26 protein-coding genes are annotated in these 26,084 nt (G+C 67.8%); 18 read left to right on the top strand and 8 right to left on the bottom strand.

Translation table 11 applies throughout. The features are described 5' to 3' along the window. Window positions 1-44 precede the first annotated feature (44 nt). Window positions 45-1,400 carry a sigma-54 dependent transcriptional regulator gene (locus DIE21_RS05190; protein WP_124496767.1) on the top strand — a complete coding sequence of 452 codons (1,356 nt, stop codon included), beginning with the start codon at window positions 45-47 and terminating at the stop codon, window positions 1,398-1,400. A 108-nt stretch (window positions 1,401-1,508) separates the two neighbouring features. Here the strand turns inward: DIE21_RS05190 and DIE21_RS05195 are convergent, their stop codons facing one another. Beyond that, on the bottom strand, window positions 1,509-2,045 hold the full coding sequence (locus tag DIE21_RS05195) for a peroxiredoxin (protein ID WP_124496672.1): 537 nt from the start codon (window positions 2,043-2,045) through the stop codon (window positions 1,509-1,511). Between the two features lie 164 nt (window positions 2,046-2,209). Here DIE21_RS05195 and DIE21_RS05200 point away from each other — a divergent pair, with 164 nt between their 5' ends. Continuing rightward, window positions 2,210-2,782 carry a hypothetical protein gene (locus DIE21_RS05200; RefSeq protein WP_124496674.1) on the top strand — a complete coding sequence of 191 codons (573 nt, stop codon included), beginning with the start codon at window positions 2,210-2,212 and terminating at the stop codon, window positions 2,780-2,782. A gap of 334 nt (window positions 2,783-3,116) precedes the next feature. Here DIE21_RS05200 and DIE21_RS05210 read toward each other — a convergent pair whose 3' ends face one another. Further along, complete coding sequence (locus DIE21_RS05210; RefSeq protein ID WP_124496678.1) at window positions 3,117-4,715, bottom strand: YifB family Mg chelatase-like AAA ATPase; 1,599 nt, start codon at window positions 4,713-4,715, stop codon at window positions 3,117-3,119. Between the two features lie 256 nt (window positions 4,716-4,971). Further along, entirely contained in the window at window positions 4,972-5,223 is a 252-nt protein-coding gene (locus DIE21_RS05215) for an accessory factor UbiK family protein (RefSeq protein ID WP_006489451.1), read from the bottom strand. Window positions 5,224-5,580: 357 nt separating this feature from the next. On the opposite strand from DIE21_RS05215, the gene DIE21_RS05220 reads away from it, so the two are divergent. The 7 genes from DIE21_RS05220 to ptsP all read left to right on the top strand — a co-directional run bounded on the left by DIE21_RS05220 (window position 5,581) and on the right by ptsP (window position 12,999). Further along, window positions 5,581-5,919, top strand: coding sequence for a P-II family nitrogen regulator (locus tag DIE21_RS05220; RefSeq protein ID WP_006398175.1), 339 nt, complete (start codon window positions 5,581-5,583; stop codon window positions 5,917-5,919). 33 nt (window positions 5,920-5,952) lie between these two features. Continuing rightward, window positions 5,953-7,458 carry an ammonium transporter gene (locus DIE21_RS05225; protein WP_124496680.1) on the top strand — a complete coding sequence of 502 codons (1,506 nt, stop codon included), beginning with the start codon at window positions 5,953-5,955 and terminating at the stop codon, window positions 7,456-7,458. A 242-nt stretch (window positions 7,459-7,700) separates the two neighbouring features. Further along, window positions 7,701-8,990 carry a glutamate--cysteine ligase gene (gshA, locus tag DIE21_RS05230; RefSeq protein WP_124496682.1) on the top strand — a complete coding sequence of 430 codons (1,290 nt, stop codon included), beginning with the start codon at window positions 7,701-7,703 and terminating at the stop codon, window positions 8,988-8,990. A gap of 25 nt (window positions 8,991-9,015) precedes the next feature. Continuing rightward, entirely contained in the window at window positions 9,016-9,972 is a 957-nt protein-coding gene (gene gshB / locus DIE21_RS05235) for a glutathione synthase (protein WP_124496683.1), read from the top strand. A gap of 231 nt (window positions 9,973-10,203) precedes the next feature. Beyond that, window positions 10,204-10,674: a PTS sugar transporter subunit IIA gene (locus DIE21_RS05240; protein WP_006752076.1), complete on the top strand. Its 471-nt coding sequence runs from the start codon at window positions 10,204-10,206 to the stop codon at window positions 10,672-10,674. Window positions 10,675-10,748: 74 nt separating this feature from the next. Then, a complete protein-coding gene (locus tag DIE21_RS05245) occupies window positions 10,749-11,018 on the top strand; it encodes an HPr family phosphocarrier protein (protein WP_124496685.1) in 270 nt (89 codons plus the stop codon). A 208-nt stretch (window positions 11,019-11,226) separates the two neighbouring features. Continuing rightward, window positions 11,227-12,999 carry a phosphoenolpyruvate--protein phosphotransferase gene (gene ptsP / locus DIE21_RS05250; RefSeq protein ID WP_124496687.1) on the top strand — a complete coding sequence of 591 codons (1,773 nt, stop codon included), beginning with the start codon at window positions 11,227-11,229 and terminating at the stop codon, window positions 12,997-12,999. Between the two features lie 83 nt (window positions 13,000-13,082). On the opposite strand, the gene DIE21_RS05255 is transcribed toward ptsP, so the two are convergent. The 3 genes from DIE21_RS05255 to gpmA form a co-directional block, all read right to left on the bottom strand. Beyond that, the gene (locus DIE21_RS05255; protein ID WP_124496689.1) at window positions 13,083-13,835 is read right to left on the bottom strand and encodes a HesA/MoeB/ThiF family protein; all 753 of its coding nucleotides are present in this window, start codon (window positions 13,833-13,835) and stop codon (window positions 13,083-13,085) included. A gap of 106 nt (window positions 13,836-13,941) precedes the next feature. Next, window positions 13,942-15,501, bottom strand: coding sequence for a S41 family peptidase (locus tag DIE21_RS05260; protein ID WP_124496690.1), 1,560 nt, complete (start codon window positions 15,499-15,501; stop codon window positions 13,942-13,944). A gap of 268 nt (window positions 15,502-15,769) precedes the next feature. Then, a complete protein-coding gene (gpmA, locus tag DIE21_RS05265; protein ID WP_124496692.1) occupies window positions 15,770-16,516 on the bottom strand; it encodes a 2,3-diphosphoglycerate-dependent phosphoglycerate mutase in 747 nt (248 codons plus the stop codon). A gap of 134 nt (window positions 16,517-16,650) precedes the next feature. Here gpmA and DIE21_RS05270 point away from each other — a divergent pair, with 134 nt between their 5' ends. From DIE21_RS05270 to DIE21_RS05290, 5 genes are all read left to right on the top strand, one after another. Beyond that, window positions 16,651-17,073: a rhodanese-like domain-containing protein gene (locus DIE21_RS05270; RefSeq protein WP_124496694.1), complete on the top strand. Its 423-nt coding sequence runs from the start codon at window positions 16,651-16,653 to the stop codon at window positions 17,071-17,073. Then, a complete protein-coding gene (grxC, locus tag DIE21_RS05275) occupies window positions 17,070-17,330 on the top strand; it encodes a glutaredoxin 3 (protein WP_124496696.1) in 261 nt (86 codons plus the stop codon). The genes DIE21_RS05270 and grxC overlap by 4 nt, the downstream gene beginning before the upstream one ends. Window positions 17,331-17,437: 107 nt before the next feature. Then, window positions 17,438-17,920 (top strand): protein-export chaperone SecB, encoded by a 483-nt coding sequence (gene secB / locus DIE21_RS05280; protein ID WP_014895954.1) that lies wholly within the window; start codon window positions 17,438-17,440, stop codon window positions 17,918-17,920. 26 nt (window positions 17,921-17,946) lie between these two features. Next, window positions 17,947-18,945 carry an NAD(P)H-dependent glycerol-3-phosphate dehydrogenase gene (locus DIE21_RS05285; RefSeq protein ID WP_124496698.1) on the top strand — a complete coding sequence of 333 codons (999 nt, stop codon included), beginning with the start codon at window positions 17,947-17,949 and terminating at the stop codon, window positions 18,943-18,945. Between the two features lie 105 nt (window positions 18,946-19,050). Continuing rightward, window positions 19,051-19,575: an O-acetyl-ADP-ribose deacetylase gene (locus DIE21_RS05290; RefSeq protein WP_124496700.1), complete on the top strand. Its 525-nt coding sequence runs from the start codon at window positions 19,051-19,053 to the stop codon at window positions 19,573-19,575. A gap of 36 nt (window positions 19,576-19,611) precedes the next feature. Here DIE21_RS05290 and trmL read toward each other — a convergent pair whose 3' ends face one another. Together trmL and DIE21_RS05300 are read right to left on the bottom strand one after the other, a co-directional pair. Then, entirely contained in the window at window positions 19,612-20,082 is a 471-nt protein-coding gene (trmL, locus tag DIE21_RS05295) for a tRNA (uridine(34)/cytosine(34)/5-carboxymethylaminomethyluridine(34)-2'-O)-methyltransferase TrmL (RefSeq protein ID WP_124496702.1), read from the bottom strand. Window positions 20,083-20,186: 104 nt separating this feature from the next. Continuing rightward, entirely contained in the window at window positions 20,187-20,999 is an 813-nt protein-coding gene (locus DIE21_RS05300) for a ComF family protein (protein ID WP_124496704.1), read from the bottom strand. 83 nt (window positions 21,000-21,082) lie between these two features. Between DIE21_RS05300 and DIE21_RS05305 the strand changes: the two genes are divergently transcribed. From DIE21_RS05305 to ctaD, 4 genes are all read left to right on the top strand, one after another. Continuing rightward, window positions 21,083-22,048 carry a methyltransferase domain-containing protein gene (locus DIE21_RS05305; protein WP_124496706.1) on the top strand — a complete coding sequence of 322 codons (966 nt, stop codon included), beginning with the start codon at window positions 21,083-21,085 and terminating at the stop codon, window positions 22,046-22,048. A 195-nt stretch (window positions 22,049-22,243) separates the two neighbouring features. After that, a complete protein-coding gene (locus tag DIE21_RS05310) occupies window positions 22,244-22,768 on the top strand; it encodes a DUF2244 domain-containing protein (RefSeq protein WP_124496768.1) in 525 nt (174 codons plus the stop codon). 56 nt (window positions 22,769-22,824) lie between these two features. Then, a complete protein-coding gene (gene coxB / locus DIE21_RS05315) occupies window positions 22,825-24,414 on the top strand; it encodes a cytochrome c oxidase subunit II (RefSeq protein ID WP_124496707.1) in 1,590 nt (529 codons plus the stop codon). A 43-nt stretch (window positions 24,415-24,457) separates the two neighbouring features. Further along, window positions 24,458-26,065, top strand: coding sequence for a cytochrome c oxidase subunit I (gene ctaD, locus DIE21_RS05320; protein WP_124496708.1), 1,608 nt, complete (start codon window positions 24,458-24,460; stop codon window positions 26,063-26,065). Window positions 26,066-26,084: the final 19 nt, after the last annotated feature.

The following is a 26,084-nucleotide window of genomic DNA, read 5'->3' on the forward strand; positions in this document are numbered from 1 at the left end:
GCGCGCGCCCCCGCCGCGCGGCCTGTCAGGAGCAAGTGACTACGATGGCCAACCGGCTGCAAGTAATCTATATCGAAGACGATGCGCTCGTTCGCCGGGCGAGCGTGCAGAGCCTGCAGCTCGCGGGCTTCGACGTCGTCGGGTTCGAATCGGCCGAGGCGGCCGACAAGGCGATCGTCGCGGAAACCGCCGGCGTGATCGTCAGCGACATCCGGCTGCCCGGCGCGAGCGGGCTCGACCTGCTCGCGCAGTGCCGCGAGCGCGTGCCCGACGTGCCGGTGATCCTCGTCACCGGCCACGGCGACATCTCGATGGCCGTGCAGGCAATGCGCGACGGCGCGTACGACTTCATCGAAAAGCCGTTTGCGGCCGAGCGGCTGATCGAGACGGTGCGCCGCGCGCTCGAGCGACGCGAGCTCGTGCTCGAGAACCATGCGCTGCGGCGCGAGCTGGCCGGGCAGGGCATCGTCGCGCCGCGCATCATCGGCCGCAGCCCGGCGATCGAGCAGGTGCGCAAGCTGATCGCGAACGTCGCGCCCACCGACGCATCGGTGCTGATCAACGGCGACACGGGTGCCGGCAAGGAGCTGATCGCGCGCAGCCTGCACGAGCTGTCGCCGCGTCGCGACAAGCCGTTCATCGCGGTGAACTGCGGTGCGCTGCCCGAGCAGATGTTCGAGTCGGAGATGTTCGGCTACGAGCCCGGCGCGTTCACCGGCGCCGCGAAGCGCCGCGTCGGCAAGCTCGAATATGCATCCGGCGGCACGCTGTTCCTCGACGAAATCGAAAGCATGCCGCTCGCGCTGCAGGTGAAGCTCTTGCGCGTGCTGCAGGACGGCGTACTGGAGCGGCTCGGCTCGAACCAGCCGATCCGCGTGAACTGCCGCATCGTCGCGGCCGCGAAGGGCGACATGAGCGAGCTCGTCGCGGCCGGCACGTTCCGGCGCGACCTGTTGTACCGGCTCAACGTCGTGACGATCGCGCTGCCGCCGCTCGCCGAGCGCCGCGAGGACATCGTGCCGCTGTTCGAGCACTTCATGCTCGACGCGGCCGTGCGCTACGGGCGGCCGGCCCCGGTGCTGACCGACCGGCAGCGCGCGAGCCTGATGCAGCGCGACTGGCCCGGCAACGTGCGCGAGCTGCGCAACGCGGCCGACCGCTCCGTGCTCGGCGTCGCCGACATGCCGCAGGAAGCCGGCGCGACCGGCGACGATGCCGAGAACGACCAGACGCTGAAGGAGCGCATCGAGCAGTTCGAACGCGCGGTGATCGCCGAGGCGCTGAACCAGACGGGCGGCGCGGTCGCCGCGACGGCCGACCGGCTGCATGTCGGCAAGGCGACGCTGTACGAGAAGATGAAGCGCTACGGGCTGTCGGCGAAAGGCGAAACCGAGCGCTGAAAACGAGACGGACCGCGGAACCGGGCTGGCCGGTCGTGCGGTCCGTCGTGCGGAGCAGGGCGCGGCGTGCGTCCCTGCGAGTCTTGTCGTGCGGCGCTTAGGCGGCGCTCAGGCCGCGTTGCTGTCGAGCGCCTTCTTGAGCAGCGCGTCGAGTTCCGCGAATTGCGGTGCCCCGACGTAGCGCTTCAGGATCTTGCCGTTCTTGTCGACGACGAAGGTCGTCGGCGTGAGCTGCACGTTGCCGAACTGCTTCGCGACGCTGCCGTCGTCGAGCGCGACCTTGAACGGCAGCTGGCGCGTCTGCGCATAGTTCGCGACGTACATCGGCGGGTCGTAGTTCATCGCGACCGCGACGAATTCCAGCCCCTGACCCTTGAAGCGATTGTAGGTATCGACCATCTGCGGCATTTCCTGCATGCAGGTCGCGCAGCTCGTCGCCCAGAAATTGACGAGGTAGACCTTGCCCTTCAGGTCGCCGGCCGTCGACACCTTCTGGCCCGACAGCAGCGTGAACGTGGCGTCCGGCGCGGTGGACTTGCCGTTGAACGCGAAGAAGCCGGCAACGGCGATGGCCGCGACGACGACGGCCGCCACGATATAGCGGGCGGGGCCGGTGCGGCGCTGGGCGGGAGGCGTGGTGTTCATCTGCGGTGCTCTCGGAGTCGGTCGATGACGCGGATCGATGCGAAGGACGTCGAAATTCGACGCTCATTTTAGCGCGAATGCGCCGCATGCACCGGCGGCCGCCACACATCCCGGGTGTCGGCTTCGGCGGATAATGAGCACTTTTGCCTGCCCCCGTCACTGCCATGCTGAAGGAAGTCATTGATTCGTCGCGCCCCCTTTTTCGCTCGCTGCGACACTTCGCCGCGCTCGCGTGCGTGAGCGCGGCGCTGGCCGCCTGCTCGCCGTCATATGACTGGCGTACGCTGCACAACGACGCCGGCTACACGATCGACCTGCCGGCGAAGCCGACCGTCGAGAACCAGCCGGTGGCGGTCGGCGGCGCGTCGATGCCGATGCGGATGCAGGCCGCGCACGTCGACGGCGCGGTGTTCGCGGTCGGCACGCTGACGCTGCCCGACGACCGCGACGACACGCGCCGCGCCGCGCTCGAGTTCCTGCGCGCCGGGCTGTCGCGCAATCTCGAAGGCGCGCCGCAGACGGGCTCGGTGCCGGTGCCGCTCGCGGCCGGTGGCGCGGTAAACGGGCTCGAGCTGCGTGTCGCGGGCGCGGCCAGCGGCGGCGACCACGCGCACAAGACGATCGTCGCGCGGCTCGTGGCGCGCGGCCGGCATGCGTACCAGGCCGTCGTGATCGCCGACGGGCCGCTCGCGCAGGAACAGCTCGACCAGTTTTTCGGCTCGTTCAAACTCGACTGACACCGGCCGGCGAGGGCCGCTCAGACATTCGGTGACAACTGAAAGTTCATTCGCAGCTTTCGACGCTAATCGCCGGATTTTGCGGGGATTTTTCGGCTATCCACAGCGCATGTGGATAACTTTGTTGAAAAGTTGGCCGAATCTCGCGCAAAGCCATGCCGGACGGCCTTCCGGGACATTTGATAGCGTGCATGCCATTTTGGAAAAATCAATCAAAACAACGGGATACGAATTTCTCGATGAACAGGCGTTCGCGCGCGGATATCCGGGGCCGGATTCGCGAAATTGTGCATAAGTCAAGTCTTGACAGCCGTGTTTTGTCCTCCAATGGCGTTCACAGCGCCGTGAACGCGCGCCGGTAGCGGATCGCCTCGGCGATCTGCGCGGCCGTCGGCAACGGGTCGCCGGCCAGGTCGGCGATCGTCCGCGCGACCTTCAGCACGCGGAAATACGCGCGCGCCGACCAGCCGAAGCGCTCGCCCGCCTCGCGCAGCAGCCGCTCGCCATCGTCGGTCGGGCGGCACAGGTCGTCGGTCTCGCGGCCGCTCAGCATGTGATTCGTCTTGCCCTGCCGGTCGAGCTGCAGCGCACGCGCCTGCGCGACCCGCGCGGCGACCGCGGCGCTCGGCTCGCCAGGCGCCGTCGCGCGCGACGCGAGTTCGGCAGGCGACAGTGCGGGCAGGTCGATCTGGATATCGATCCGGTCGAGCAGGGGCCCCGACAGCTTGCGCAGGTAACGCGTGGCGACGTCCGGCGAGCAGCGGCAGCGCCCGGACGGATCGCCGTGCCAGCCGCACGGACACGGATTCATCGCGGCGATCAGCTGGCACGCGGCGGGGAAATCAGCCTGCTGCGCCGCACGCGAGATCGTGATGCGGCCGGCTTCGAGCGGTTCGCGCAGCATCTCCAGCACGTGCCGGTCGAATTCGGGCAGCTCGTCGAGAAACAGCACGCCGAGGTGCGCGAGCGTGATCTCGCCCGGCTGCGGCGGGTTGCGGCCGCCGACCAGCGCGGCGGCGCTCGACGAATGGTGCGGCGCGCGGAATGGCCGCCGCCGCCACTGCGCGGGCGAGAAGCCGATGCGGCTCGCGGACAGGAGCGCGGCCGACGTCAGCGCCTCGTCGTCGGTCAGCGGCGGCAGGAGGCCCGGCAGCCGCGCGGCCAGCATCGACTTGCCGGCGCCGGGCGGCCCGATCATCAGCATGTGGTGCCCGCCCGCGGCGGCCACCTCGAGCGCGCGCCGGGCGCCGCGCTGGCCGACGACGTCCGCGAGATCGGCTGCGGCCGGCGCCGGCACGCCGTCGAGGCAGGGCGCCGCGACCGGCGCGAGCCGCGCGTCCGGCGCACCGGCGAGGTGCGCGCACAGCGCGGGCAGGTCGGGCGCGCCGAACACCGTGACGCCCGGCACGAGCGCGGCCTCGGCGGCGCTGTCGAGCGGCAGGTACAGCTCCGGCGGGCGCGACGCGGCCGCCGGGCCGGACATCGCGACGGGCTGCGCGCCGGAACCGGCACCCGATCCGGTTTCACCCGCGCGCCAGTCGCGTGCCGCGCCGCACGCCATCGCGAACGCGCCGCGCATCGGCCGCAGCGCGCCGGTCAGCGACAGCTCGCCCGCGAATTCGCGGCCGGCCAGCGCGTCGGCCGGGATCTGCCCGTTCGCGGCGAGGATGCCGAGCGCGATCGGCAAGTCGAAGCGGCCCGACTCCTTCGGCAGGTCGGCCGGCGCGAGATTGACGGTGATGCGCCTGACGGGGAACTCGAATCCGCAGTTCTGCAGCGCGGCGCGCACGCGCTCGCGGCTTTCGCGGACTTCGAGATCGGGCAGGCCGACGATCGAGAACGACGGCAACCCGTTGGCAAGATGGACTTCGACGGTGACGTCCGGCGCGCGGCCGGCTGCCGGCGCGCGACTGCGCACCACGGCGAGCGACATGGCGAGGCTCCTGTAAATGAATCGGACGGACAACGGCCGTTCGGGGCCGCATGCCGCGGGAATCGAGGAATCGGTGCGCGCGTGCCGGCGTGGCGCGGGAAAGAACGAGGAACGACGAAGAGCGAAGAGCGAGGAACAACGAAGAGCGGGGGACTGCGAGGAACGACGGAACGGCTGGGTGACGAGTGGACTTCCGGGCGGCAGGCGCGGGCCGCACGAGGCGGCCCGCGCCCGGACCTGTCGGTCGGGTGGGGCGTCAGGCCTGGGGCGCCGCGAGCTTCTGCTCGAGTTCCGCGACGCGCTTCTCGAGTTCCTCGAGACGCACGCGGGTGCGGGCGAGCACCTGTGCCTGCGTGTCGAACTCCTCGCGCGTGACGAGATCGAGTTTCGAGAAGCCTTGCGACAGCATGGCCTTCACGTTGCGCTCGACATCCTTGGCCGGCGAGTTTTTCAGCAGGTCGCTGACGCGCGACTGCAGGTCGTTGAAAACATCGCTGGGTTGCTTCATGAGATTTCCCTTCCTTGCACAAAAAATGTGCATCTTCAGTTGCATACGTGCCCATGATGCACGCATGACCGGAAATGGTGCGCCCGTGGCGCGAATTCCGGGCATGGCGCCGGCATGGGTGAATGGCCCGGTAAGCCGGGACGTGCGAGCACTCTAGCAACGATCCTTTCGGCGCGCCAGCAAACCTGGCCCACGTTGGCCATTCGGCCGGGCTTCCCTACCTTTCAGCATGCGATGCGACCCCGCTTCCGGGCCGTTCGACGCGACGCTCGAGCGAACATGGCATGCGAGTTGCTGAGGAAGAGACCGTTACAACATTCCAACCAATTCGACGGGACTACCCAGCGAGAGGACTTCATGAAACTGATTACCGCAATCATCAAGCCGTTCAAGCTCGATGAGACGCGCGAAGCGCTCTCCGCGCTCGGCGTCTCCGGCATCACGGTGACGGAGGTGAAAGGGTTCGGGCGCCAGAAGGGGCATACCGAGCTGTACCGGGGCGCCGAATACGTGGTCGATTTCCTGCCGAAGATGAAGATCGAGGCGGCCGTGTCCGACGATCTCGTCGACCAGGCGGTCGAGGCGATCGAACGGGCCGCACGCACCGGCAAGATCGGCGACGGGAAGATCTTCGTCACGCCGATCGAGCAGGTGATCCGGATCCGGACCGGGGAGACAGGCGCGGACGCGCTGTAACAGACAAAGACAAGCGACAAGAGGAAACCCGAGATGCGCAAACTTCTGATGTCCCTGCTGATGGCCGGCTCGCTGATCGCGGCCGGCGTCGGCCCCGCACTCGCCGACGACGCGGCCTCCGCCGCGGCTGCGTCCGCGCCCGCCGCAACGGCGTCCGATGCCTCGGCTGCCGCGGCTCCGGCCGCTTCGGCGCCGGCTGCCGACGCATCGGCTGCCGCCGCCACCCCCGCTTCGGGCGCCGCCGACGCATCGGCTGCGGCCGCCGCGTCCGCGCCGGCCGCCCCGGCGGCACCGACCGCGCCGTTCTCCGTCGATTCGTCGAAGATCAGCGCCGGCGACACCGCATGGATGCTGACCTCCACGGCGCTCGTGCTGTTCATGACGATCCCCGGCCTCGCGCTGTTCTACGCGGGCATGGTCCGCAAGAAGAACGTGCTCGCGACCGTGATGCAGAGCTTCGCGATCACCGCGGTGATCACGGTGCTGTGGACGGTGGTCGGCTACAGCCTCGCGTTCACGCCGGGCAACGGCTTCATCGGCGGCCTGTCGCGCGCGTTCCTGCACGGGATGAACTACATCAAGGGCGACAAGGCGACGACGCTGACCGTCAGCCACCTGGCGACGACGATTCCGGAATCGGTCTACTTCGTCTACCAGATGACGTTCGCGATCATCACGCCGGCGCTGATCTGCGGCGCGTTCGCCGACCGGATGAAGTTCTCGGCGATGCTCGTGTTCATGACGCTCTGGTCGCTGATCGTCTATGTGCCGATCGCGCACATGGTGTGGGAGCCGACCGGCTGGCTGTCGTCGGACGGCGTGCTCGACTTCGCGGGCGGCACGGTCGTGCACATCAACGCCGGTATCGCGGGCCTCGTGTCGTGCCTGATGCTCGGCAAGCGCGTCGGCTTCGGCCGTGAATCGATGGCGCCGCACAACCTCGTGCTGACGATGATCGGCGGCTCGATGCTGTGGGTCGGCTGGTTCGGCTTCAACGCGGGTTCCGCGGTCGCGGCCGACGGCCGTGCCGGCTTCGCGATGCTGACGACGCAAGTCGCGACGGCCTGCGCGGCGCTCGGCTGGATGTTCGCCGAGTGGATCGCGAAGGGCAAGCCGTCGGTGCTCGGCATCGTGTCGGGCGCGGTCGCGGGTCTGGTGGCGATCACGCCGGCGGCCGGCTTCGTCGGCGTGGCGGGCGCACTCGTGATCGGCATCGCCGCCGGCGTCGTGTGCTTCTGGTCGGCGACGTGGCTCAAGTCGAAGCTCGGCTACGACGATTCGCTCGATGCGTTCGGCGTGCACGGCGTGGGCGGGATTCTCGGCGCGCTGCTGACCGGCGTGTTCGCGGTCAAGGACATCGGCGGTTTCGACGGCAGCCTGCTGCTGCAGGCGAAGGGCGTACTGATCACGCTGGTGTACAGCGGCGTGCTGAGCTTCGTGCTGCTGAAGCTGATCGACCTGACGATCGGCCTGCGCGTGACCGAAGAGGAAGAGCGCGAAGGCCTCGACGTGGTGCTGCACGGCGAGCACGTCGAATAAGTCGTACGGATGACGGCGGGCCGCCGCGCAGACGGCGCCCGCCACGAATGAGCGCAGCGACTTCGGCCCGCCCACCCGGCGGGCTTTTTTTCTCCCGCGTCCTGCCGCCGTAGCGCATAACCCTTCGACCTATCGGGTCAATAGCCGAAAACTTCCTCCCAACCCTTGCGAAGCCGGGAACAATCCCCAAATGGGCGAGGCAATTGCTCTACAATCTTCATTCTCCCGCTCGCGAGTGATTCATGGTTCCCCACCTCGTTACCGCGTTGAACGGTCCGCTGCTCGAACTCGAGCAGAAGATCCTCGACGCGACGCCTGCGATCGAACGCTGGTTCAGGCTCGAATGGCAGGAACACACCCCGCCGTTCTATTGTTCGGTGGACCTGCGCAACGCCGGCTTCAAGCTGGCGCCCGTCGACGCGAACCTGTTCCCCGGCGCGTTCAATAATCTGCCGTCCGAAGTGCTGCCGCTCGCCGTCCAGGCCGCGATGGCCGCGATCGAGAAGATCTGCCCGGACGCGAAGAACCTGCTCGTGATTCCCGAGCTGCCGACCCGCAACGCGTTCTACCTGGAAAACGTCGCGCGGCTCGCGACGATCATGCGCCAGGCCGGCCTGAACGTGCGCTTCGGCTCGCTCGACCCGAGCATCACCGACATGACGCCGATCACGCTGGCCGACGGCCAGAAGATCGTGCTCGAACCGCTCGAGCGTTCGCAGCGCCGCCTCGGCCTGAAGAATTTCGATCCGTGCTCGATCCTGCTGAACAACGACCTGTCGGCCGGGATTCCCGCCGTGCTGGAGAACCTGCACGAGCAGTACCTGCTGCCGCCGCTGCACGCGGGCTGGGCCGTGCGCCGCAAGTCGACGCACTTTGCATGCTACGACGACGTCGCGAAGAAGTTCGCGAAGATGGTCGGCGTCGATCCGTGGATGGTGAATCCGTATTTCGCGCATGTCGAAGGCGTCGACTGGCAGGCGCATGAAGGCGAGCAGGCGCTCGCCGACGCGATCGACGGCGTGCTGAAGAAGATCGCGCGCAAGTACCGCGAATACGGGATCAGTGAAAAGCCGTACGTCGTCGTGAAGGCCGACGCGGGCACCGCCGGGCGCGGTGTGATGACCGTGCACGACGCGGCCGAGATCGGCCGCATGTCGAAGGCCGAGCGCGCGCAGATGGCCGAGTCGAAGGCCGGCCTTGAGGTGCGCGACGTGATCGTGCAGGAAGGCGTCTATACGTTCGAGCGCGTCGGCGACGAAGTCGCGGAGCCCGTCGTGTACATGATCGACCGCTACGTGGTCGGCGGTTTCTACCGCACGCACGGCGGCCGCGAGCGCGACCAGAACCTGAACGCGCCCGGCATGCATTACGTGCCGCTCGGCTTCGAGCACACCGCGCTGCCGGATGCCGGCGCGAAGCCGGGTGCCGCGCCGCCGAACCGCTTCTACATGTACGGCGTCGTCGCGCGCCTGTCGCTGATCGCGTCGTCGATCGAACTGGAAAAGACCGATCCCGAAGCCATCCAGGTGTAACGGCTTCGCCACGTACAGGACCCGCATGGACATTCTCTTTATCGCCGACCCGCTCGAGCGCTTCAAGATCTACAAGGATTCGACCTACGCGATGATGGCGGAGGCCGCGCGCCGCGGGCATGCGGTGTACGCGTGCCAGCCGCACCAGCTCGCGTGGACGGGCTCGGGCGTCGAGGCGGACGTGCAGCGCGTGACGATCGTCGGCGACACGGCCGACCTGCATCGTCATCCGTGGTACGAGGCGGCCGCGCATGAATCCCGCCGGCTGACGTCGTTCGGCGCGGTGCTGATGCGCAAGGATCCGCCGTTCGACATGGAATACGTGACGGCCACCTGGATGCTCGAGCTTGCCGAGCGCGCAGGCGCACGCGTGTTCAACAAGCCGCAGTCGATCCGCGATCACTCGGAGAAGCTGGCGATCGGCGAGTTTCCGCAGTTCGTCGCGCCGACGCTCGTCACGCGTGACGCCGCCCGCTTGCGTGCGTTCCACGCCGAGCATGGCGACGTGATCGTGAAGCCGCTCGACGGGATGGGCGGGATGGGCGTGTTCCGCGTGAAGGCCGACGGGATGAATCTCGGCGCGATCATCGAGATGCTCGGTCATGACGGCACGCGCTCGCTGATGATCCAGAAGTTCATTCCCGAGATCAAGGCGGGCGACAAGCGCATTCTGCTGATCGCGGGCGAGCCGGTGCCGTATTCGCTCGCGCGGATCCCGCAGGGCAGCGAGGTGCGCGGCAATCTCGCCGCGGGCGGGCTGGGCGTCGCGCAGCCGCTGACGCCGCGCGATCGCGAGATCGCCGAGACGCTCGGGCCGGTGCTCGCCGCGCGCGGGCTGCTGCTGGTCGGGCTCGACGCGATCGGCGACTGGCTGACCGAGGTGAACGTGACGAGCCCGACGTGCTTCCGCGAAATCATGGAGCAGACGGGCTTCGACGTCGCCGCGATGTTCATCGACGCGCTGGAGCGGGCGGCCGCGTAGCCCGCTTTCCGCGCAACCCCGGCGGCGGCCGCGCAGGTCCCCCGTCGCCGGAGCGGTTCGACCGGCCTGCTACAATGCCCGCTTGCCCGGTGCCGCGAACAGCGCGCCGAAGGCCCGGCGGTCGGGCCGAAACCGTTGCAAGGCTGAACATGAAACGATTCCCACACTCGCTATGCTCGTTGCCCCGCCGCGGGGCGTCGGCCCGCCAGGGGCGGCCGGGGGCGGTCTGACATGGCCGGGATTCTGATCATCGCGCACGCGCCGCTCGCCACCGCGCTGCGGGACTGCATCGCGCACATCTACGGCGGCGTGCCCGCGCGCATCGGCTGTATCGACGTGCTGGCGGACAGCGACCCCACCCAGGTGATGGCGTTCGCGCATGCGGAGCTCGCGCGGCTCAGGGAAGAGAACGGCGTCGTCGTGCTGACCGACATGTACGGCGCGACGCCCGCGAACATCGCGGGCCAGCTCGCGAAGCTCGACAACGTGCGCGTGCTGGCGGGCGTGAACCTGCCGATGCTGGTGCGGGCCGTCTGCTACCGCACCGTGCCACTCGACAAGCTCGTCGACAAGGCGCTGTCCGGCGGCGCGAAGGGCGTCCATGAAGTGGCGGCCGGCACGCCGCCGCCGCCGACCGAGGCCGGCTGCGGCCAATGCGCGCCGATTCCGCCCGAGCCGCAACCGCGCACCGAGTCGCACTGACCGTCCCGTTTTCCGTTTTAGACCGACCCGCCGACGCACGTCGCCGGCGGCCTCGACCGACCCGACCGAGAATCATGCTTCAACAAGAAACCACCATCGTCAACAAATTGGGGCTCCATGCACGTGCATCGGCCAAGCTTACGCAACTGGCCGGCAACTTCCAGTCGGAAGTCTGGATGACGCGCAACGGACGCAAGATCAACGCGAAAAGCATCATGGGCGTGATGATGCTCGCGGCGGGCATCGGCAGCTCGGTGACGATCGAGACCGAAGGTCCCGACGAACGCGAGGCAATGGACGCGCTGCTCAAGCTGATCTCGGACAAGTTCGGCGAAGGTCAGTGATCCGCGCACCGCGCACGGGATCGCTGCCGTTTCCAGTCAGAATGCCGCGTTTTCCGCGGCATTTTTTTCGTCCGAAGCATTGATGCGGAAAGTGCAATGCTGCGCTGCACGCAGTCAGCATGGAGGCGCGGAATTTATAATCACTAACCGGGGTCATAAGCGCATCGCAGCAGTGTGCCGCGGCTTTACTTGTACAGAGGAGGTGCGCGTGTCTTTCACGCTGCATGGCATTCCCGTCTCACGTGGTATCGCGATCGGGCGAGCGTACCTGATCGCGCCGGCGGCGCTCGACGTCGCCCACTACCTGGTCGAGGCGAACCAGATCGACGCCGAGGTCGAGCGTTTCCGCACGGCGCGCGAGGTCGTGCATCGCGAACTCGAGGCGCTGCGCGCCGACCTGACCGACGACACGCCGACCGAAGTGGGCGCGTTCATCGACGTCCACGCGATGATCCTGAGCGACGCGATGCTCGTGCAGGAAACCATCGACCTGATCCGCACGCGCCGCTACAACGTCGAATGGGCGCTGACCGAGCAGCTCGAGCTGCTCACGCGCCACTTCGACGACATCGAGGACGAATACCTGCGCGAGCGCAAGGCCGACATCGAACAGGTGGTCGAGCGCGTGCTGAAGGCGCTCGCGGGCGCGCCTTCGGCATCGCAGGCGCTCGATCGCGCGGCCGCGCAAGGCCAGAACGAGATGATCGTCGTCGCGCACGACATCGCGCCGGCCGACATGATGCAGTTCAAGTCGCAGTCGTTCCAGGCGTTCGTCACCGATCTGGGCGGCCGCACGTCGCACACGGCGATCGTCGCGCGCAGCCTCGGCATTCCGGCCGCGGTCGGCGTCCAGCATGCGAGCGCGCTGATCCGCCAGAACGACCTGATCATCGTCGACGGCGACCAGGGGATCGTGATCGTCGATCCGGCGCCGATCGTCCTCGAGGAATATTCGTACCGCCAGTCCGAGAAGCTGCTGGAGCAACGCAAGCTGCAGCGCCTGAAGTTCTCGCCGACGCAAACGTTGTGCGGCACCAAGATCGAGCTGTACGCGAACATCGAACTGCCCGACGACGCGAAGGCTGCCGTCGAGGCCGGCGCGGTCGGCGTCGGGCTGTTCCGCTCCGAGTTCCTGTTCATGCATCAGAAGGAGATGCCGGAGGAGGAAGAGCAGTTCGCCGCGTACAAGCGCGCGGTCGAGTGGATGAAGGGCATGCCGGTGACGATCCGCACGATCGACGTCGGCGCGGACAAGCCGCTCGAGGCGCTCGACGAAGGCTACGAGACGGCGCCGAACCCGGCGCTCGGCCTGCGCGCGATCCGCTGGAGCCTGTCCGAGCCGCAGATGTTCCTCACGCAGCTGCGCGCGATCCTGCGCGCGTCCGCGTTCGGGCAGGTGAAGATCCTGATCCCGATGCTCGCGCACGCGCAGGAGATCGACCAGACGCTCGACCTGATCCGCGAGGCGAAGCGCCAGCTCGACGACGCGGGGCTCGCGTACGATCCGAACGTGCGCATCGGCGCGATGATCGAGATCCCGGCCGCGGCGATCGCGCTGCCGCTGTTCCTGAAGCGCTTCGACTTCCTGTCGATCGGCACGAACGACCTGATCCAGTACACGCTCGCGATCGACCGCGCGGACAACGCGGTCGCGCACCTGTACGACCCGCTGCATCCGGCGGTGCTGCACCTGATCGCCTATACGCTGCGCGAAGCGAAGCGCGCGGGCGTGTCCGTATCGGTGTGCGGGGAGATGGCGGGCGATCCGGCGCTCACGCGCCTGTTGCTCGGGATGGGGCTCACCGAATTCTCGATGCACCCGAGCCAGTTGCTGGTCGTGAAGCAGGAGATCCTGCGCGCGCACCTGAAGGCGCTCGAAAAGCCGACGGCCGACGTGCTGGCCGCGTTCGAGCCCGAGGAAGTGCAGGCGGCGCTCAAGCGCCTGGCGGTCGCGGAACCGCGCGCGGACGCGGCCGCCTAGACGGCGCGGGCCGCGCCGCGGCATCGTCGCGAGCGTAGCGAAACGTCACGCATGCGCCGTTCGGCGCATGCATCGCGCGCGCGTCAGTGCCGGCCCTGGCACACGGGGCAGTCGGCCTGGCGCGCGATCTTCATCGTCGTCCATTCCATCCGCAGCGAGTCGAGCATCATCAGCCGGCCGTTGAGCGTCGTGCCGATCGCGCCGATCACGCGCAGCGCCTCGGCGGCCTGCATTGCGCCGATGATCCCGACCGTCGGCGCGAACACGCCCATCGTCGCGCAGGCGACTTCCTCGAACGGCTGGTCTTCCGGAAACACGCACGCATAGCAGGGCGCGGCCGGGTCGCGGAAGTCGAACGTGCTGATCTGGCCGTCGAAGCGCAGCGCGGCGCCCGACACGAGCGGCACGCCGTGCGCGACGCACGCGCGGTTGATCGCATGGCGCGTCGCGAAGTTGTCGGTGCAGTCGAGCACGACGCTCGCCTGCGGCACGTGTGCGTCGAGCCACGCATCGTCGACGCGCACCGCGACCGCATGCACGGTCACTTCCGGGTTCAGTTGCGCGAGCGTGTCGCGCCCCGATTCGACCTTGCTGCGGCCGACCGATGCGGTTACGTGCAGGATCTGCCGCTGCAGGTTCGTGAGGTCGACCGTGTCGGCGTCGACCAGCGTGATCGTGCCGACGCCGGACGCCGCGAGATACATCGCGGCCGGTGAGCCGAGGCCGCCCGCGCCGACGACGATCGCATGCGCGTCGAGGAAGCGCTGCTGCGCCTCGATGCCGATTTCGTCGACGAGGATGTGGCGGGAGTAGCGAAGGAGTTGATCGTCGTTCATGGGGAAGTCGTGGGCGAGGCGGCGGACCTGACGTTATTTTAGGCGCGCATGAAAAACGGGCCATCGCGGTCTTCCCGCGATGGCCCGTCGGATGCCCGGCCGGCGCTTACTGCGGTGCCGACGCGGGCTTCGGTGCCGAGGCGGGCTTCGGTGCGGCCGCCTTCGCGCCCGACGCCTTCGCGGCGGACGCGGCCTTGCCGGCCGGGCTCTTAGCCGTGCTCTCGGCGAGCAGCGACTTCGATTCCTGCACCGGCTTGCCTTCGAGCTTGTTGAGCGCCTGCTGCATCATGAAGTCGTCGGCGCTGCCGAACTCGATCGGCTTGCGATCGCGGTCCTTCTGGCGTTGCTCCGGCGTCTTCTTGTCGTTCTGCTCCTCGAGGACGCGCAGCTGGTCCATCCGGCGCTGCTCGCGCTCTTCCTGTTCCTTCTTCTCGTTCGGATCCTGCGTGTTCGCGAGGTGGTTCGTGTAATCGACCTCGCGCGTCACGAGCACGTCGTCCGGATCGCCGTCCGCGTACTGATCGACCGGCACGTCGGGCGTGATGCCCTTGTTCTGGATCGAACGGCCGCTCGGCGTGTAGTAGTAGGCGGTCGTCAGGCGCAGCGCGGTGTCGGCCGTCATCGGACGGACCGTCTGCACCGAGCCCTTGCCGAACGTCGTCTTGCCCATGATCTGCGCGCGCTTCGAATCCTGCAGCGCGCCGGCGACGATTTCCGACGCGGACGCCGAGTACGCGTTCGTCAGCACGACCATCGGCACGGTCTTGAAGACCGGCGGCAGGCTCTTCAGCGGATCGCCGTCGAAGGACGGCAGGCGGTAGTTGTCGTAGGTATCGCGGTAGACCTGCTTCGAATCCGGGATCTGGCCGTTGGTCGACACGACGACGGAGTCGGGCGGCAGGAACGCGCCGGCGACGCCGACCGCGCTCTGCAGCAGGCCGCCGCCGTTGTTGCGCAGGTCGACGATCAGGCCCTTCAGGTTCGGCTGCTGGCGTGCGATGTCCTGCAGCTTCGCGGCGAGATCGGGCGTCGTGCGCTCCTGGAAGCTCGTGATCCGGATGTATGCGTAGCCCGGGTCGAGCAGCTTCATCTTCACGCTCTGGACCTTGATGATCGCGCGCGTGACCGTGATCGGGAACGTGCGGTCGTCGCTCTTGCGGAAGATCGTCAGCGTGACCTTGGTGCCCGGCTCGCCGCGCATCTGCTTGACGGCCTTGTCGAGCGTCATGCCGCGCACCGGCTTGTCGTTGATGCGCGTGATCAGGTCGCCCGGACGGATGCCGGCGCGGAACGCGGGGGTATCCTCGATCGGCGAGATCACCTTGACGAGGCCGTCTTCCTGCGAGATCTCGATGCCGAGGCCCGCGAAGCGCCCCTTGGTCTGCTCCTGAAGTTCGTCATAGTCGGTCTTGTCGAGGAACGACGAGTGCGGGTCGAGGCTCGATACCATGCCCTTGATCGCCGCCGTCAGCAGCTTCTTGTCGTCGACCGGCTCGACGTACTCGCGCTTGATCTGGCCGAACACTTCCGCGAACAGGCGGAGCTGGTCGAGGGGAAGCGGTGCCGTGGCGGTCTGCTCGGCCGATGCCGAAACCTGCAGCGTGGCGAATACGCCCGTGGCGAGGCCCGCGGCAATCAGGCCGATGTTCTTCAATTTCATTCGCATAGAGAGTCTGGTGCGGTCGGGAAGCGCGTGGCGGTAGCGGGGATGTAGCGGACAAGTATAACTGTTCGCCCGATTGCTCAGTGGAACGGTGCGAAATGGTCCCGCGGTCCCGGGCCCCGAGCCCCGGCGGGGTGCCGCCGGACGCGCTGCGGATTCGAAAGCCGATTCGACAGCACCGGGGCCGCGAAGGTTCGCGCCGCGTTCGCGCCGCGCGCCGGGGCGTGCCGGACAGGCCGCGCCCGACGCGGCATGCCCGGCGTGTCGGGCGTCAGCCCGCCTTGCCCTGCTTCGCGACGGCGGCCTGTGCCTTCGCGATCGCGTCCTGGTCGCCCAGGTAGTAGTGCGTGATCGGCTTCAGGTCCTCGTCGAGTTCATACACGAGCGGCACGCCGTTCGGGATGTTCAGGCCGACGATGTCGCTGTCCGAGATGCCGTCGAGGTACTTGATCAGCGCGCGCAGCGAGTTGCCGTGCGCGGCGATCAGCACCTGCTTGCCCGCACGGACGGCCGGCGCGATCGACTCGTTCCACAGCGGCAGCACGCGCGCGACCGTATCCTTCAGGCACTCGGTGAGCGGCAGCTGCTCGCGCGGCACCTTCGCGTAGCGCGGGTCGCTGAACGGTGCGCGTTCGTCGGTCGGCTCGAGCGCGGGCGGCGGCGTGTCGTAACTGCGGCGCCACACGAGCACCTGGTCGTCGCCGAACTTCGCGGCCGTTTCCGCCTTGTTCAGGCCCGACAGCGCGCCGTAGTGGCGCTCGTTCAGGCGCCACGAGTGGACGACCGGCAGGTACATCAGGTCCATCTTGTCCTGCACGTGCCACAGCGTGCGGATCGCGCGCTTGAGCACCGACGTGTACGCGATGTCGAACGTGTAGCCGGCCTCCTTGAGCAATTCGCCGGCCTGGTAGGCCTCGTTGCGACCCTGTTCGGTCAGGTCGACGTCGACCCAGCCGGTGAAGCGGTTTTCCTTGTTCCACGTCGATTCGCCGTGGCGGATGAGAACGAGTTTGTACATGGATCTTGCGGTCGGTAGTGAAGGAAGCGGGGCGCGTCGCGCGGTACCCGGTCCGGGCCCGCCATCGCGCAAGACGGTTATTTTATAATGGCCGGATTGTCCTTTTCCGATTTCTCTTTTTCCGGCGGAATTCCGTGAAGTTCTTTACCGATTACACGAACCTGGCCCTTATCGCGATCCTGCTGGTTTCCGGCGGTCTGCTCGCATGGCCCGCCCTGCGTCGCGGCCGCGGCGGCCTGTCGGCCGCGGAGGCGACGCAGCTCATCAATCGCCGCAACGCGGTCGTGATCGACCTGCGCGCGGCGTCCGACTTCGCCGCCGGCCACCTGCCGTCTGCACGTCAGGTCGCCGCCGGCGAGATCGGCGCGAAGATTGCGCAGGTCGCGAAAAACAAGAGCACCCCCGTGCTGCTCGTCTGCCAGAACGGCCAGCAGTCGCAGAAGGCGGCGCGCGAGATCGAGGCGGCAGGCTATGCCGAGGTACACGTGCTCGAGGGCGGCGTCGCCGCCTGGCAGCAGGCCGGGATGCCGGTCGTCAAACAAGGAGTGGCGAAGTGAGCAAGGTTTTGATGTACAGCACGCAGGTGTGTCCGTATTGCATTCAGGCCGAGCGCCTGCTGAAGCTGCGCGGCGTCGAGCAGATCGAAAAGGTGCTGGTCGACCGCGATCCGGGCCGCCGTGAGGAAATGATGTCGCGCACGGGCCGTCGCACGGTGCCGCAGATCTATATCGGCGAGACGCACGTCGGCGGTTACGACGATCTGTCGAAGCTCGACCGCGAAGGCGGGCTGTTGCCGCTTCTGCAAGCGGCCTGATTAGGGCAGAATGGCCGCCGGCCGCGCCGCGGCTTGGGCGCGCAGGATTCAACCGAGGCGGCCGGCGTGAAGCCGGGCCACCCCGTCACCACTTTTAGGGAAACACCATGTCCGACGTCGAAAACCAACCGTTCTTCAACATCCAGCGCGTCTACCTGAAGGATATGTCGCTCGAGCAGCCGAATTCGCCGGCGATCTTCCTCGAGCAGGACATGCCGTCGGTTGAAGTCGAAGTCGACGTCAAGGCCGAGCGCCTCGCGGAAAGCGTGTTCGAGGTCGTCGTGTCGGGTACCGTCACCGCGAAGGTGAAGGACAAGGTCGCGTTCCTGATCGAAGCGAAGCAGGCCGGCATTTTCGACATTCGTAACATTCCCGACGAACAGCTCGACCCGCTCGTCGGCATCGCTTGCCCGACGATCCTGTTCCCGTATCTGCGCTCGAACATCGCCGACGCGATCACGCGTGCGGGCTTCCCGCCGATCCACCTGGCGGAAATCAACTTCCAGGCGCTGTACGAGCAGCGTCTCGCGCAGCTTCAGCAGCAGCAGGCCGGTGCGGCAGGCGCGCCGAACGGCACGACGCTGAACTGACGTTTCACTCCGGACCGGTGCTGGGTATGAAAGTAGCCGTTCTCGGCGCCGGTGCCTGGGGCACCGCGCTCGCGGGCCATCTGGCCGCGCGGCACGATACGCTTCTCTGGGCGCGCGACGCCGCGCTGATCGCCGGGCTGCAGGCCCGGCACGAAAATTCCCGCTATCTGGACGGCATCGCGCTGCCCGACGCGCTGCGCTACGACGCCGATCTCGGCGCCGCGCTCGCGCACGGCGCCGCGGACGACGCGCTGTGCGTGATTGCCGCCCCCGTGGCCGGGCTGCGCACGCTGTTCGGCGCGATGCGCGACGCGGGCTGCGTGCCCGCGCATGTCGTGTGGGTCTGCAAGGGCTTCGAGGCCGACACGCATCTGCTGCCGCACCAGGTGATCGCAGCCGAACTGCCGGGGCAGCACAGCAATGGCGTGCTGTCGGGGCCGAGCTTCGCCCGCGAGGTCGGGCTCGGGCTGCCCGTCGCGCTGACGGTCGCGAGCACGTCCGCCGAATGCCGCGAGCGCACGCTCGCCGCGTTCCATCACGGCGCGATGCGGATCTATACGGGCGACGACGTGGTCGGCGTCGAGGTCGGCGGCGCGGTGAAGAACGTGCTGGCGATCGCGACCGGCATCGCCGACGGCCTCGGGCTCGGGCTGAACGCGCGTGCCGCGCTGGTCACGCGCGGCCTCGCCGAAATGTCGCGCCTCGGCGTCGCGCTCGGCGGCCGCGCGGAAACCTTCACGGGCCTCACGGGCCTCGGCGACCTGATCCTCACCGCGACGGGCGACCTGTCGCGCAATCGCACGGTCGGCCTGCAGCTGGCGGCCGGCCGCTCGCTGAACGACATCCTCGGCGCGCTCGGCCACGTGGCCGAAGGCGTGCGCTGCGCGCAGGCGGTGCTCGCGCTTGCGCGCGCGCAAGCGATCGAAATGCCGATCACCGAAGCCGTGTGCGGCGTGCTGTTCGACGGCGTCGCACCGCGCGATGCGGTCAGCGGCCTGCTGCGGCGCGACGCGCGCGCCGAATGACACCGGCGAATCACACCGATTCTTGCGGCCGGGCGCACTCGCGCAAAGCGGGCGGCGCCAAAGCGCACTACGCTTGAACTGTCTCCGGCGTTTCGGGAGGGTGTCATGCTGCAGATCGGTTCCACCACGTTCGACGTGCAACTCGTCGACATCACGACGCTCGACGTCGATGTGATCGTCAATGCCGCGAACGGTTCGCTGCTCGGCGGCGGCGGGGTCGACGGCGCGATCCATCGCGTGGCCGGTCCGGGCCTGCTGGCCGAGTGCCGCACGCTCGGCGGCTGCGAGACCGGCGACGCGAAGCTCACGCGCGGCCATGGCCTGCCCGCACGCTACGTGATTCATGCGGTCGGCCCGGTGTGGCACGGCGGCGGGCGCGGCGAGCCCGAACTGCTCGCCGCGTGCTACCGGCGTGCGATCGAGCTCGCCGAAGAGGTTGCGGCGACATCGATTGCATTCCCGGCGATCAGCTGCGGCGTATACCGCTATCCGGCCGACGAGGCCGTCGACATCGCGGTCGGCACGGTCGCCGAAATGCTGCCGCAGGCGCCGAACCTCGCGCGCGTGGTGTTCGCGTGCTTTTCATCCGACCTATACGACCTGTATCGTGCGCGGCTCGCGCGCATCTAGTACGCCCGGCCGCGCGGCGCGAGCCGGGCGTGCGTGTCAGGCGCCGCCTTCGAAGCCGGCCTGGCGCCACGCCTCGAACACGACCACGGCCACCGTGTTCGACAGGTTCAGGCTGCGGTTGCCCGGCCGCATCGGCAGGCGCACGCGCTGTTCGTTCGGGAGGCGCTCGAGCAGGTCGGCCGGAAGCCCGCGCGTTTCCGAGCCGAACACGAACCAGTCGCCCGGCACGAATGCGTGGTCGTGGAAGCGGCCCGAGCCGCGGGTCGTGAACGCGAACATCCGCGCGGGATCGGGCGCTTCGGCCGCGACGAACGCGTCCCAGTCGCGGTGCACGCGCATTTGCGCGTACTCGTGATAGTCGAGGCCCGCGCGGCGCATCTTCGCGTCGTCGAGCGGAAAGCCGAGCGGCTCGATCAGGTGCAGGCGCGCGCCGGTGTTGGCGCACAGGCGGATCACGTTGCCGGTGTTCGGCGGAATTTCGGGAGCGACGAGGACGACGTTGAACATGGTTGGGTCTGGCTGGGCCGGCCGGGGCGGAGCGACGTGCTTTCCTTCCCGGCCGGCCGGTTCGTGACGGCCGCCGCGTGCGGGCGGCCGGCCTCTCTATCTAATTAATCCCTGGCGGTGCGCAGCGCAACCAGATTCGTCACGCGCGCGGCCCCCGCCGCCTTCAATGCCCGCGCGGCGGCCGCGAGCGTCGCGCCGGACGTCATCACGTCGTCGACGAGCGCCACGTGGCGGCCGGTGAGGTCGCCCGCCGCCGAGAACGCCGCGATCACGTTGTCGCGCCGCGCGCGCCGGTCGAGCCGCGACTGCGGCGCGGTTTCGGCCACGCGCGCGAGCAGCGCCGCTTCGGCGCGCACGCCGAGCCTGCGCGCGAGCGGCCGCGCGATCGCCCACGCCTGGTTGTAGCCGCGCGCGACGAGCCGTCCGTGCGACAGCGGCACCGGCGCGATCACGTCGAAGCCGCCCGCGGCGCGCAGCGCGTCCGCGTCGTCGACCCGCTGCGCGAGCCGGGCCGCGAATTGCGCGCCGAGTGCGAGCCGCGCATGAAACTTCAGGCCGCGCGCGAGCGCGTCGAGCGGCGCGCGGTAATCGGCGAGCGCGAGCGTCGCATCGAACGGCGGCGGTGTCGCGCGGCATGCATCGCACCGGTAGGCGAACGAAGCGCCGGCGCCGGCGGGCCGGCCGCGGGCCCCGCGCGGACGCGGCCGCCCGACACCCAGCGGCACCGCGCAGACATCGCAGCGCAGCCGTGCTTCATTCCAGTAAGCGGCGTCGCAGGCGCTGCAAATCACCGTGTGTGACAAATTGCCGCACAGTGCGCATCGATTCGGCAACGCGAGCGTGACGACCTGCACGGCCAGCGCGCGAACCTGCGACAAAACGACGCGCATCGGGCGCGGGGCGAAACGGCGATCCATCGCGAACACTCCTGGCGGCCCCGTCTCGCTGAAGGCTGCGAGGCGAGCGAGTATACTTCGGGCTCTTCGCCAGTGTGCCCGACATGTCCCCAGCTTCGACTCCAACCGGCCGTCCGGCCAATGACGCCCGGCGCTTGCGGCGGATCTTCGATCGCCGTGCCGCCGCGTTCGACGCGGTTGCGTTCCTGCCGCGCGAGATCGCGCAGCGGATGAACGAGCGTCTCGAATACATCAAGGTGAGCCCCGCTGCCGTGCTCGATGCGGGCTGCGGCGCGGGCGACGACCTGCCGGCGCTGCGCGCGCGCTTTCCCGAAGCCCCGGTGTTCGGCGTCGACCTGTCCGGCGCGATGCTCGCGCGGGCGGGGCAGCGCGAGGTCGAGCAGGCGAGCTGGCGCCGCTGGCTGCCCGCGTCGCTCGGCCGGGCGCTGGGCCAGCGCGGCCCGCGCGTCGCGCAGGCCGACTTCTCGGCGCTGCCGTTCGCGGCCGGCGCGTTCGACCTGATCTGGTCGAATCTCGCGCTGCACTGGCACTCGCGTCCCGATACGGTATTCCCCGAATGGCAGCGCGTGCTGCGCGTGAACGGCCTGCTGATGTTCAGCACGCTCGGCCCCGACACGCTGCGCGAGCTGCGCGCGGCCGGCGCGGACGCCGAAGCGGCGCTCGGCATCGCGCCACCCGCCGCGCGCGTGATCGATTTCGTCGACATGCACGACCTCGGCGACATGCTCGTCGAGAGCGGCTTCGAGATTCCGGTGATGGACCAGGAAGTGCTCACCGTCACGTACAAGACGCCCGATTCCCTGCTGGCCGACGTGCGCCGCTGGGGCGCCTATCCGTTCGACCGCGCGGCGCCGCAGCGCGCGACGCGGCGCTTTCGCGCGGCGCTCGGCGACGCGCTGGAAGCGCGCCGGCGCGCGGACGGCACGATTGCGCTGACGTTCGAGGTGATCTACGGCCACGCGTGGAAGGCCGTGCCGCGCACGACCGCCGAGGGTCACGGGATCGTGCGTATCGAAGATATCGGAAAGGGGCGTCCGAAGAATCGGTAAAGCGGTAAAGAGGGGTTTTGTTATGTCTGAAATTAGCGGCGCAAAGCAGGGTCGAATTGAGGGCGAAAACGGCCGGGAAGCTTGTGGCGCTTGGCTTGCGGGCCGATAGCCGCTTGCTTGTGGATGCCATTGAACCCGCCTATAATGCGTCAGCTTGTCGTCCCGGGGTCCCCGCAATACGGGGCGACGAGTCCGATGCAGGCATGCATCGCATGCCATTCGCGTGAGGCGGCGATGGAAGCAGCGAGGGTTTCGGCGGAGACGGCGAACGGCGAACCGGTCCTCGAGGACTGGCTCATGAAGCGCAACTGTTCGGTGTCGCCGCGCCAGTTCGTGCTGTTTTACGCGTCGCTCGCGGGCTTCTCGCTGGTGATCGCGGCATTGCTGATGTGGCGGGGGGCCTGGCTCGTCATGCCCTTCACCGGAATCGAATTGCTGGCGGTAGGAATCGCGTTCGCGATCTATGCCCGTCATGCGGTCGATTACGAGCGCATCAGGCTGTTTCCGCACCGGCTCGTGATCGAGCGGATGGATGCGGAGCGGTTCACGCAGATCGAATTCAACCCGCGCTGGGTGCGGGTCGAGCCGGGTGCGACGCCACGCGATCCGATTCGACTGGTATCGCGCGGGCAGACCGTCGTAATCGGGCAGCATCTCGCGCAGCACAAGCGTGCGCAGTTCGCCGACGAACTGCGCGTCGCGCTCAGGCGCTGCGGCTGACGAAGCGCGGGCACCGGCCGGAACGGGCGGGCGGCTTGCGACGGGGGAGGGTTTGAATGGAAATTTTGGGTAAGGATGCTATGAAAACAATCAAGCGAGCCCTCACGGGCGTGCTGGCATGCAGCGGATTGCTCTTTGCCGGCGCGGCTCTGGCGGTCGGTGATAGCCCGGGCGGCCCCCGCGTCAACGAGATCAACTTTCAGCCGCCTGTCACGAAGATCGCCGAGGAGCTCTACGATCTCCACACGATGATGCTGATCCTGTGTACGGTGATCTTCGTCGGCGTGTTCGGCGTGATGTTCTATTCGATCTTCGCGCACCGCAAATCCAAAGGCCACAAGGCCGCCAATTTCCATGAAAGCACGACCGTCGAGATCATCTGGACGATCGTGCCGTTCGTCATCGTCGTGCTGATGGCGCTGCCGGCCACGAAGGCCGTCGTCGCGATGAAGGACACGACCAACGCCGATCTCACGATCAAGGTCACCGGCTACCAGTGGAAGTGGGGCTACGACTACGTGAAGGGCCCGGGCGAGGGCATCAGCTTCCTGTCGACGCTCAGCACCCCGCGTGACGAAGTGATGGGCAAGAAGCCGATCACCGACACCTATCTGCAGGAAGTCGACAACCCGCTCGTCGTGCCGGTCAACAAGAAGATCCGCATCATCACGACCGCGAACGACGTCGTTCACTCGTGGTACGTGCCCGCGTTCGGCGTGAAGCAGGATGCGATCCCCGGCTTCGTGCGCGATACGTGGTTCAAGGCCGATAAGGTCGGCACGTTCCGCGGCTTCTGTACCGAACTGTGCGGAAAGGAACACGCGTTCATGCCGGTCGTCGTCGTCGTGCTGTCGGACGACGACTACGCGAAGTGGGTGACCGCGCAGAAGGCCAAGCTGGCCAGCGCGTCGGTCGATCCGAACAAGGTCTACACGATGGCCGAACTCGTCGCGCACGGCGAGGAAGTCTACAAGGCGAACTGCGCGGCCTGCCACCAGGTGAGCGGCAAGGGCCTCGGCGCGTTCCCGGCCATGGACGGCAGCCCGATCGTGAACGGCCCGATCACCGGCCACGTCGAACGCGTGCTGAACGGCAAGGGTGCCATGCCGTCGTGGGCGTCGCTGTCGGACCTCGACATCGCATCGGTCATCACGTACGAGCGCAACTCGTGGGGCAACCACAAGAACGACCTGCTGCAGCCGAAGCAGGTGGCTGATGCGCGCAACGGCAAGATGCCGGAAGACACGGCAGGCGCGGCAGCGCCGGCCGAAGCGGCCTCGGCACCGGCGCAAGCCGCGTCGGGCGCGGCCGAGCAGCCGGCGGCAGCATCGGCTGCACTGTCGACGATCTACTTCGAAACGGGCAAGAGCGTGCTGCCGGCCGACGCGAAAGCGGCGATCGCAGCGGCAGCCGACTATGCGAAGGCACATCCGGACGCGAAGCTCGCGCTGTCGGGTTTCACCGACAAGACGGGCTCGGCCGACGCGAACGCCGAACTGGCCAAGCATCGTGCGCAGGCCGTGCGCGACGCGCTGAAGGCAGCAGGCGTGGCGGAAGACCACATTATTCTCAAAAAGCCGGAAACGATCACGGGCGGGGCTGACGCGAAGGAAGCCCGGCGGGTCGAGATCGGGCCGGCGGCTTGACGTGTCGCTGAGTTAGTCGACGTATTCGCATTAGGAGATTCTCATGTCTAGCATCGGGCACGACGTAGCCGCGGACCACGCGCACGACGACCACGCGCACGAAATGCCGCACGGCTGGCGGCGCTGGCTGTTCGCCACCAACCACAAGGACATCGGTACGCTGTACCTGCTGTTCTCGTTCATCATGTTCCTGTCGGGCGGCGTGATGGCGCTCGGCATCCGTGTCGAGCTGTTCGAGCCGGGCCTGCAGATCATGCGTCCGGAGTTCTTCAACGAACTCACGACGATGCACGGCCTGATCATGGTGTTCGGCGCGATCATGCCGGCGTTCGTCGGCTTCGCGAACTGGATGATTCCGCTGCAGATCGGCGCGTCCGACATGGCGTTCGCGCGGATGAACAACTTCAGCTTCTGGCTGCTGCCGGTCGCGGCCGTGCTGCTCGTCGGTTCGTTCTTCGCGCCGGGCGGCGCGACGGCCGCCGGCTGGACGCTGTACGCACCGCTGTCGACGCAGATGGGCCCGGGCATGGACTTCGCGATCTTCGCGGTCCACATCATGGGCGCATCGTCGATCATGGGCGGGATCAACATCGTCGTGACGATCCTGAACATGCGCGCACCGGGCATGACGCTGATGAAGATGCCGATGTTCGCATGGACCTGGCTGATCACCGCGTACCTGCTGATCGCCGTGATGCCGGTCCTGGCAGGCGCGATCACGATGGTGCTGTTCGACCGCCACTTCGGCACGTCGTTCTTCAACGCGGCAGGCGGCGGCGACCCGGTGATGTACCAGCACATCTTCTGGTTCTTCGGCCACCCCGAGGTGTACATCATGATTCTGCCGGCGTTCGGGATCGTGTCGCAGGTGATCCCGGCGTTCGCACGCAAGACGCTGTTCGGCTATAGCTCGATGGTGTACGCGACGGCTTCGATCGCGATCCTGTCGTTCATGGTCTGGGCGCACCACATGTTCGCGACGGGCATGCCGGTCACCGGCCAGCTGTTCTTCATGTACGCGACGATGCTGATCGCGGTGCCGACGGGCGTGAAGGTGTTCAACTGGCTCGCGACGATGTGGCGCGGCTCGATGACGTTCGAAACCCCGATGCTGTTCGCGATCGGCTTCCTGTTCGTATTCACGTTCGGCGGCCTGACGGGCCTGATGCTGGCGATGGCACCGCTCGACATCCAGTACCACGGCACCTACTTCGTGGTGGCGCACTTCCACTACGTGCTGGTGGCCGGGTCGCTGTTCGCGCTGTTCTCGGGCTGGTACTACTGGGCGCCGAAGTGGACGGGCTGGATGTACAACGAGACGCGCGGCAAGATCCACTTCTGGTCGTCGATGATCTTCTTCAACCTGACGTTCTTCCCGATGCACTTCGTCGGTCTCGCGGGCATGCCGCGCCGCTATGCGGACTACCCGGCGCAGTTCACGGACTTCAACCAGGTGGCGACGATCGGCGCATTCGGCTTCGGCCTCGCGCAGGTGTACTTCCTGTTCGCGGTCGCGCTGCCGGCCTACCGTGGCGGCGGCGAGCTGGAAAAGGCGTCGGACAAGCCGTGGGATGGCGCGACGGGCCTCGAGTGGACGGTGCCGAGCCCGGCTCCGTTCCACACGTTCGAGCAACCGCCGCACGTCGAATAAGTCTTGCCCAGCGTTCCGC

The organism is Burkholderia sp. Bp9140, assembly GCF_003853425.1.
Taxonomy (GTDB): Bacteria; Pseudomonadota; Gammaproteobacteria; order Burkholderiales; family Burkholderiaceae; genus Burkholderia.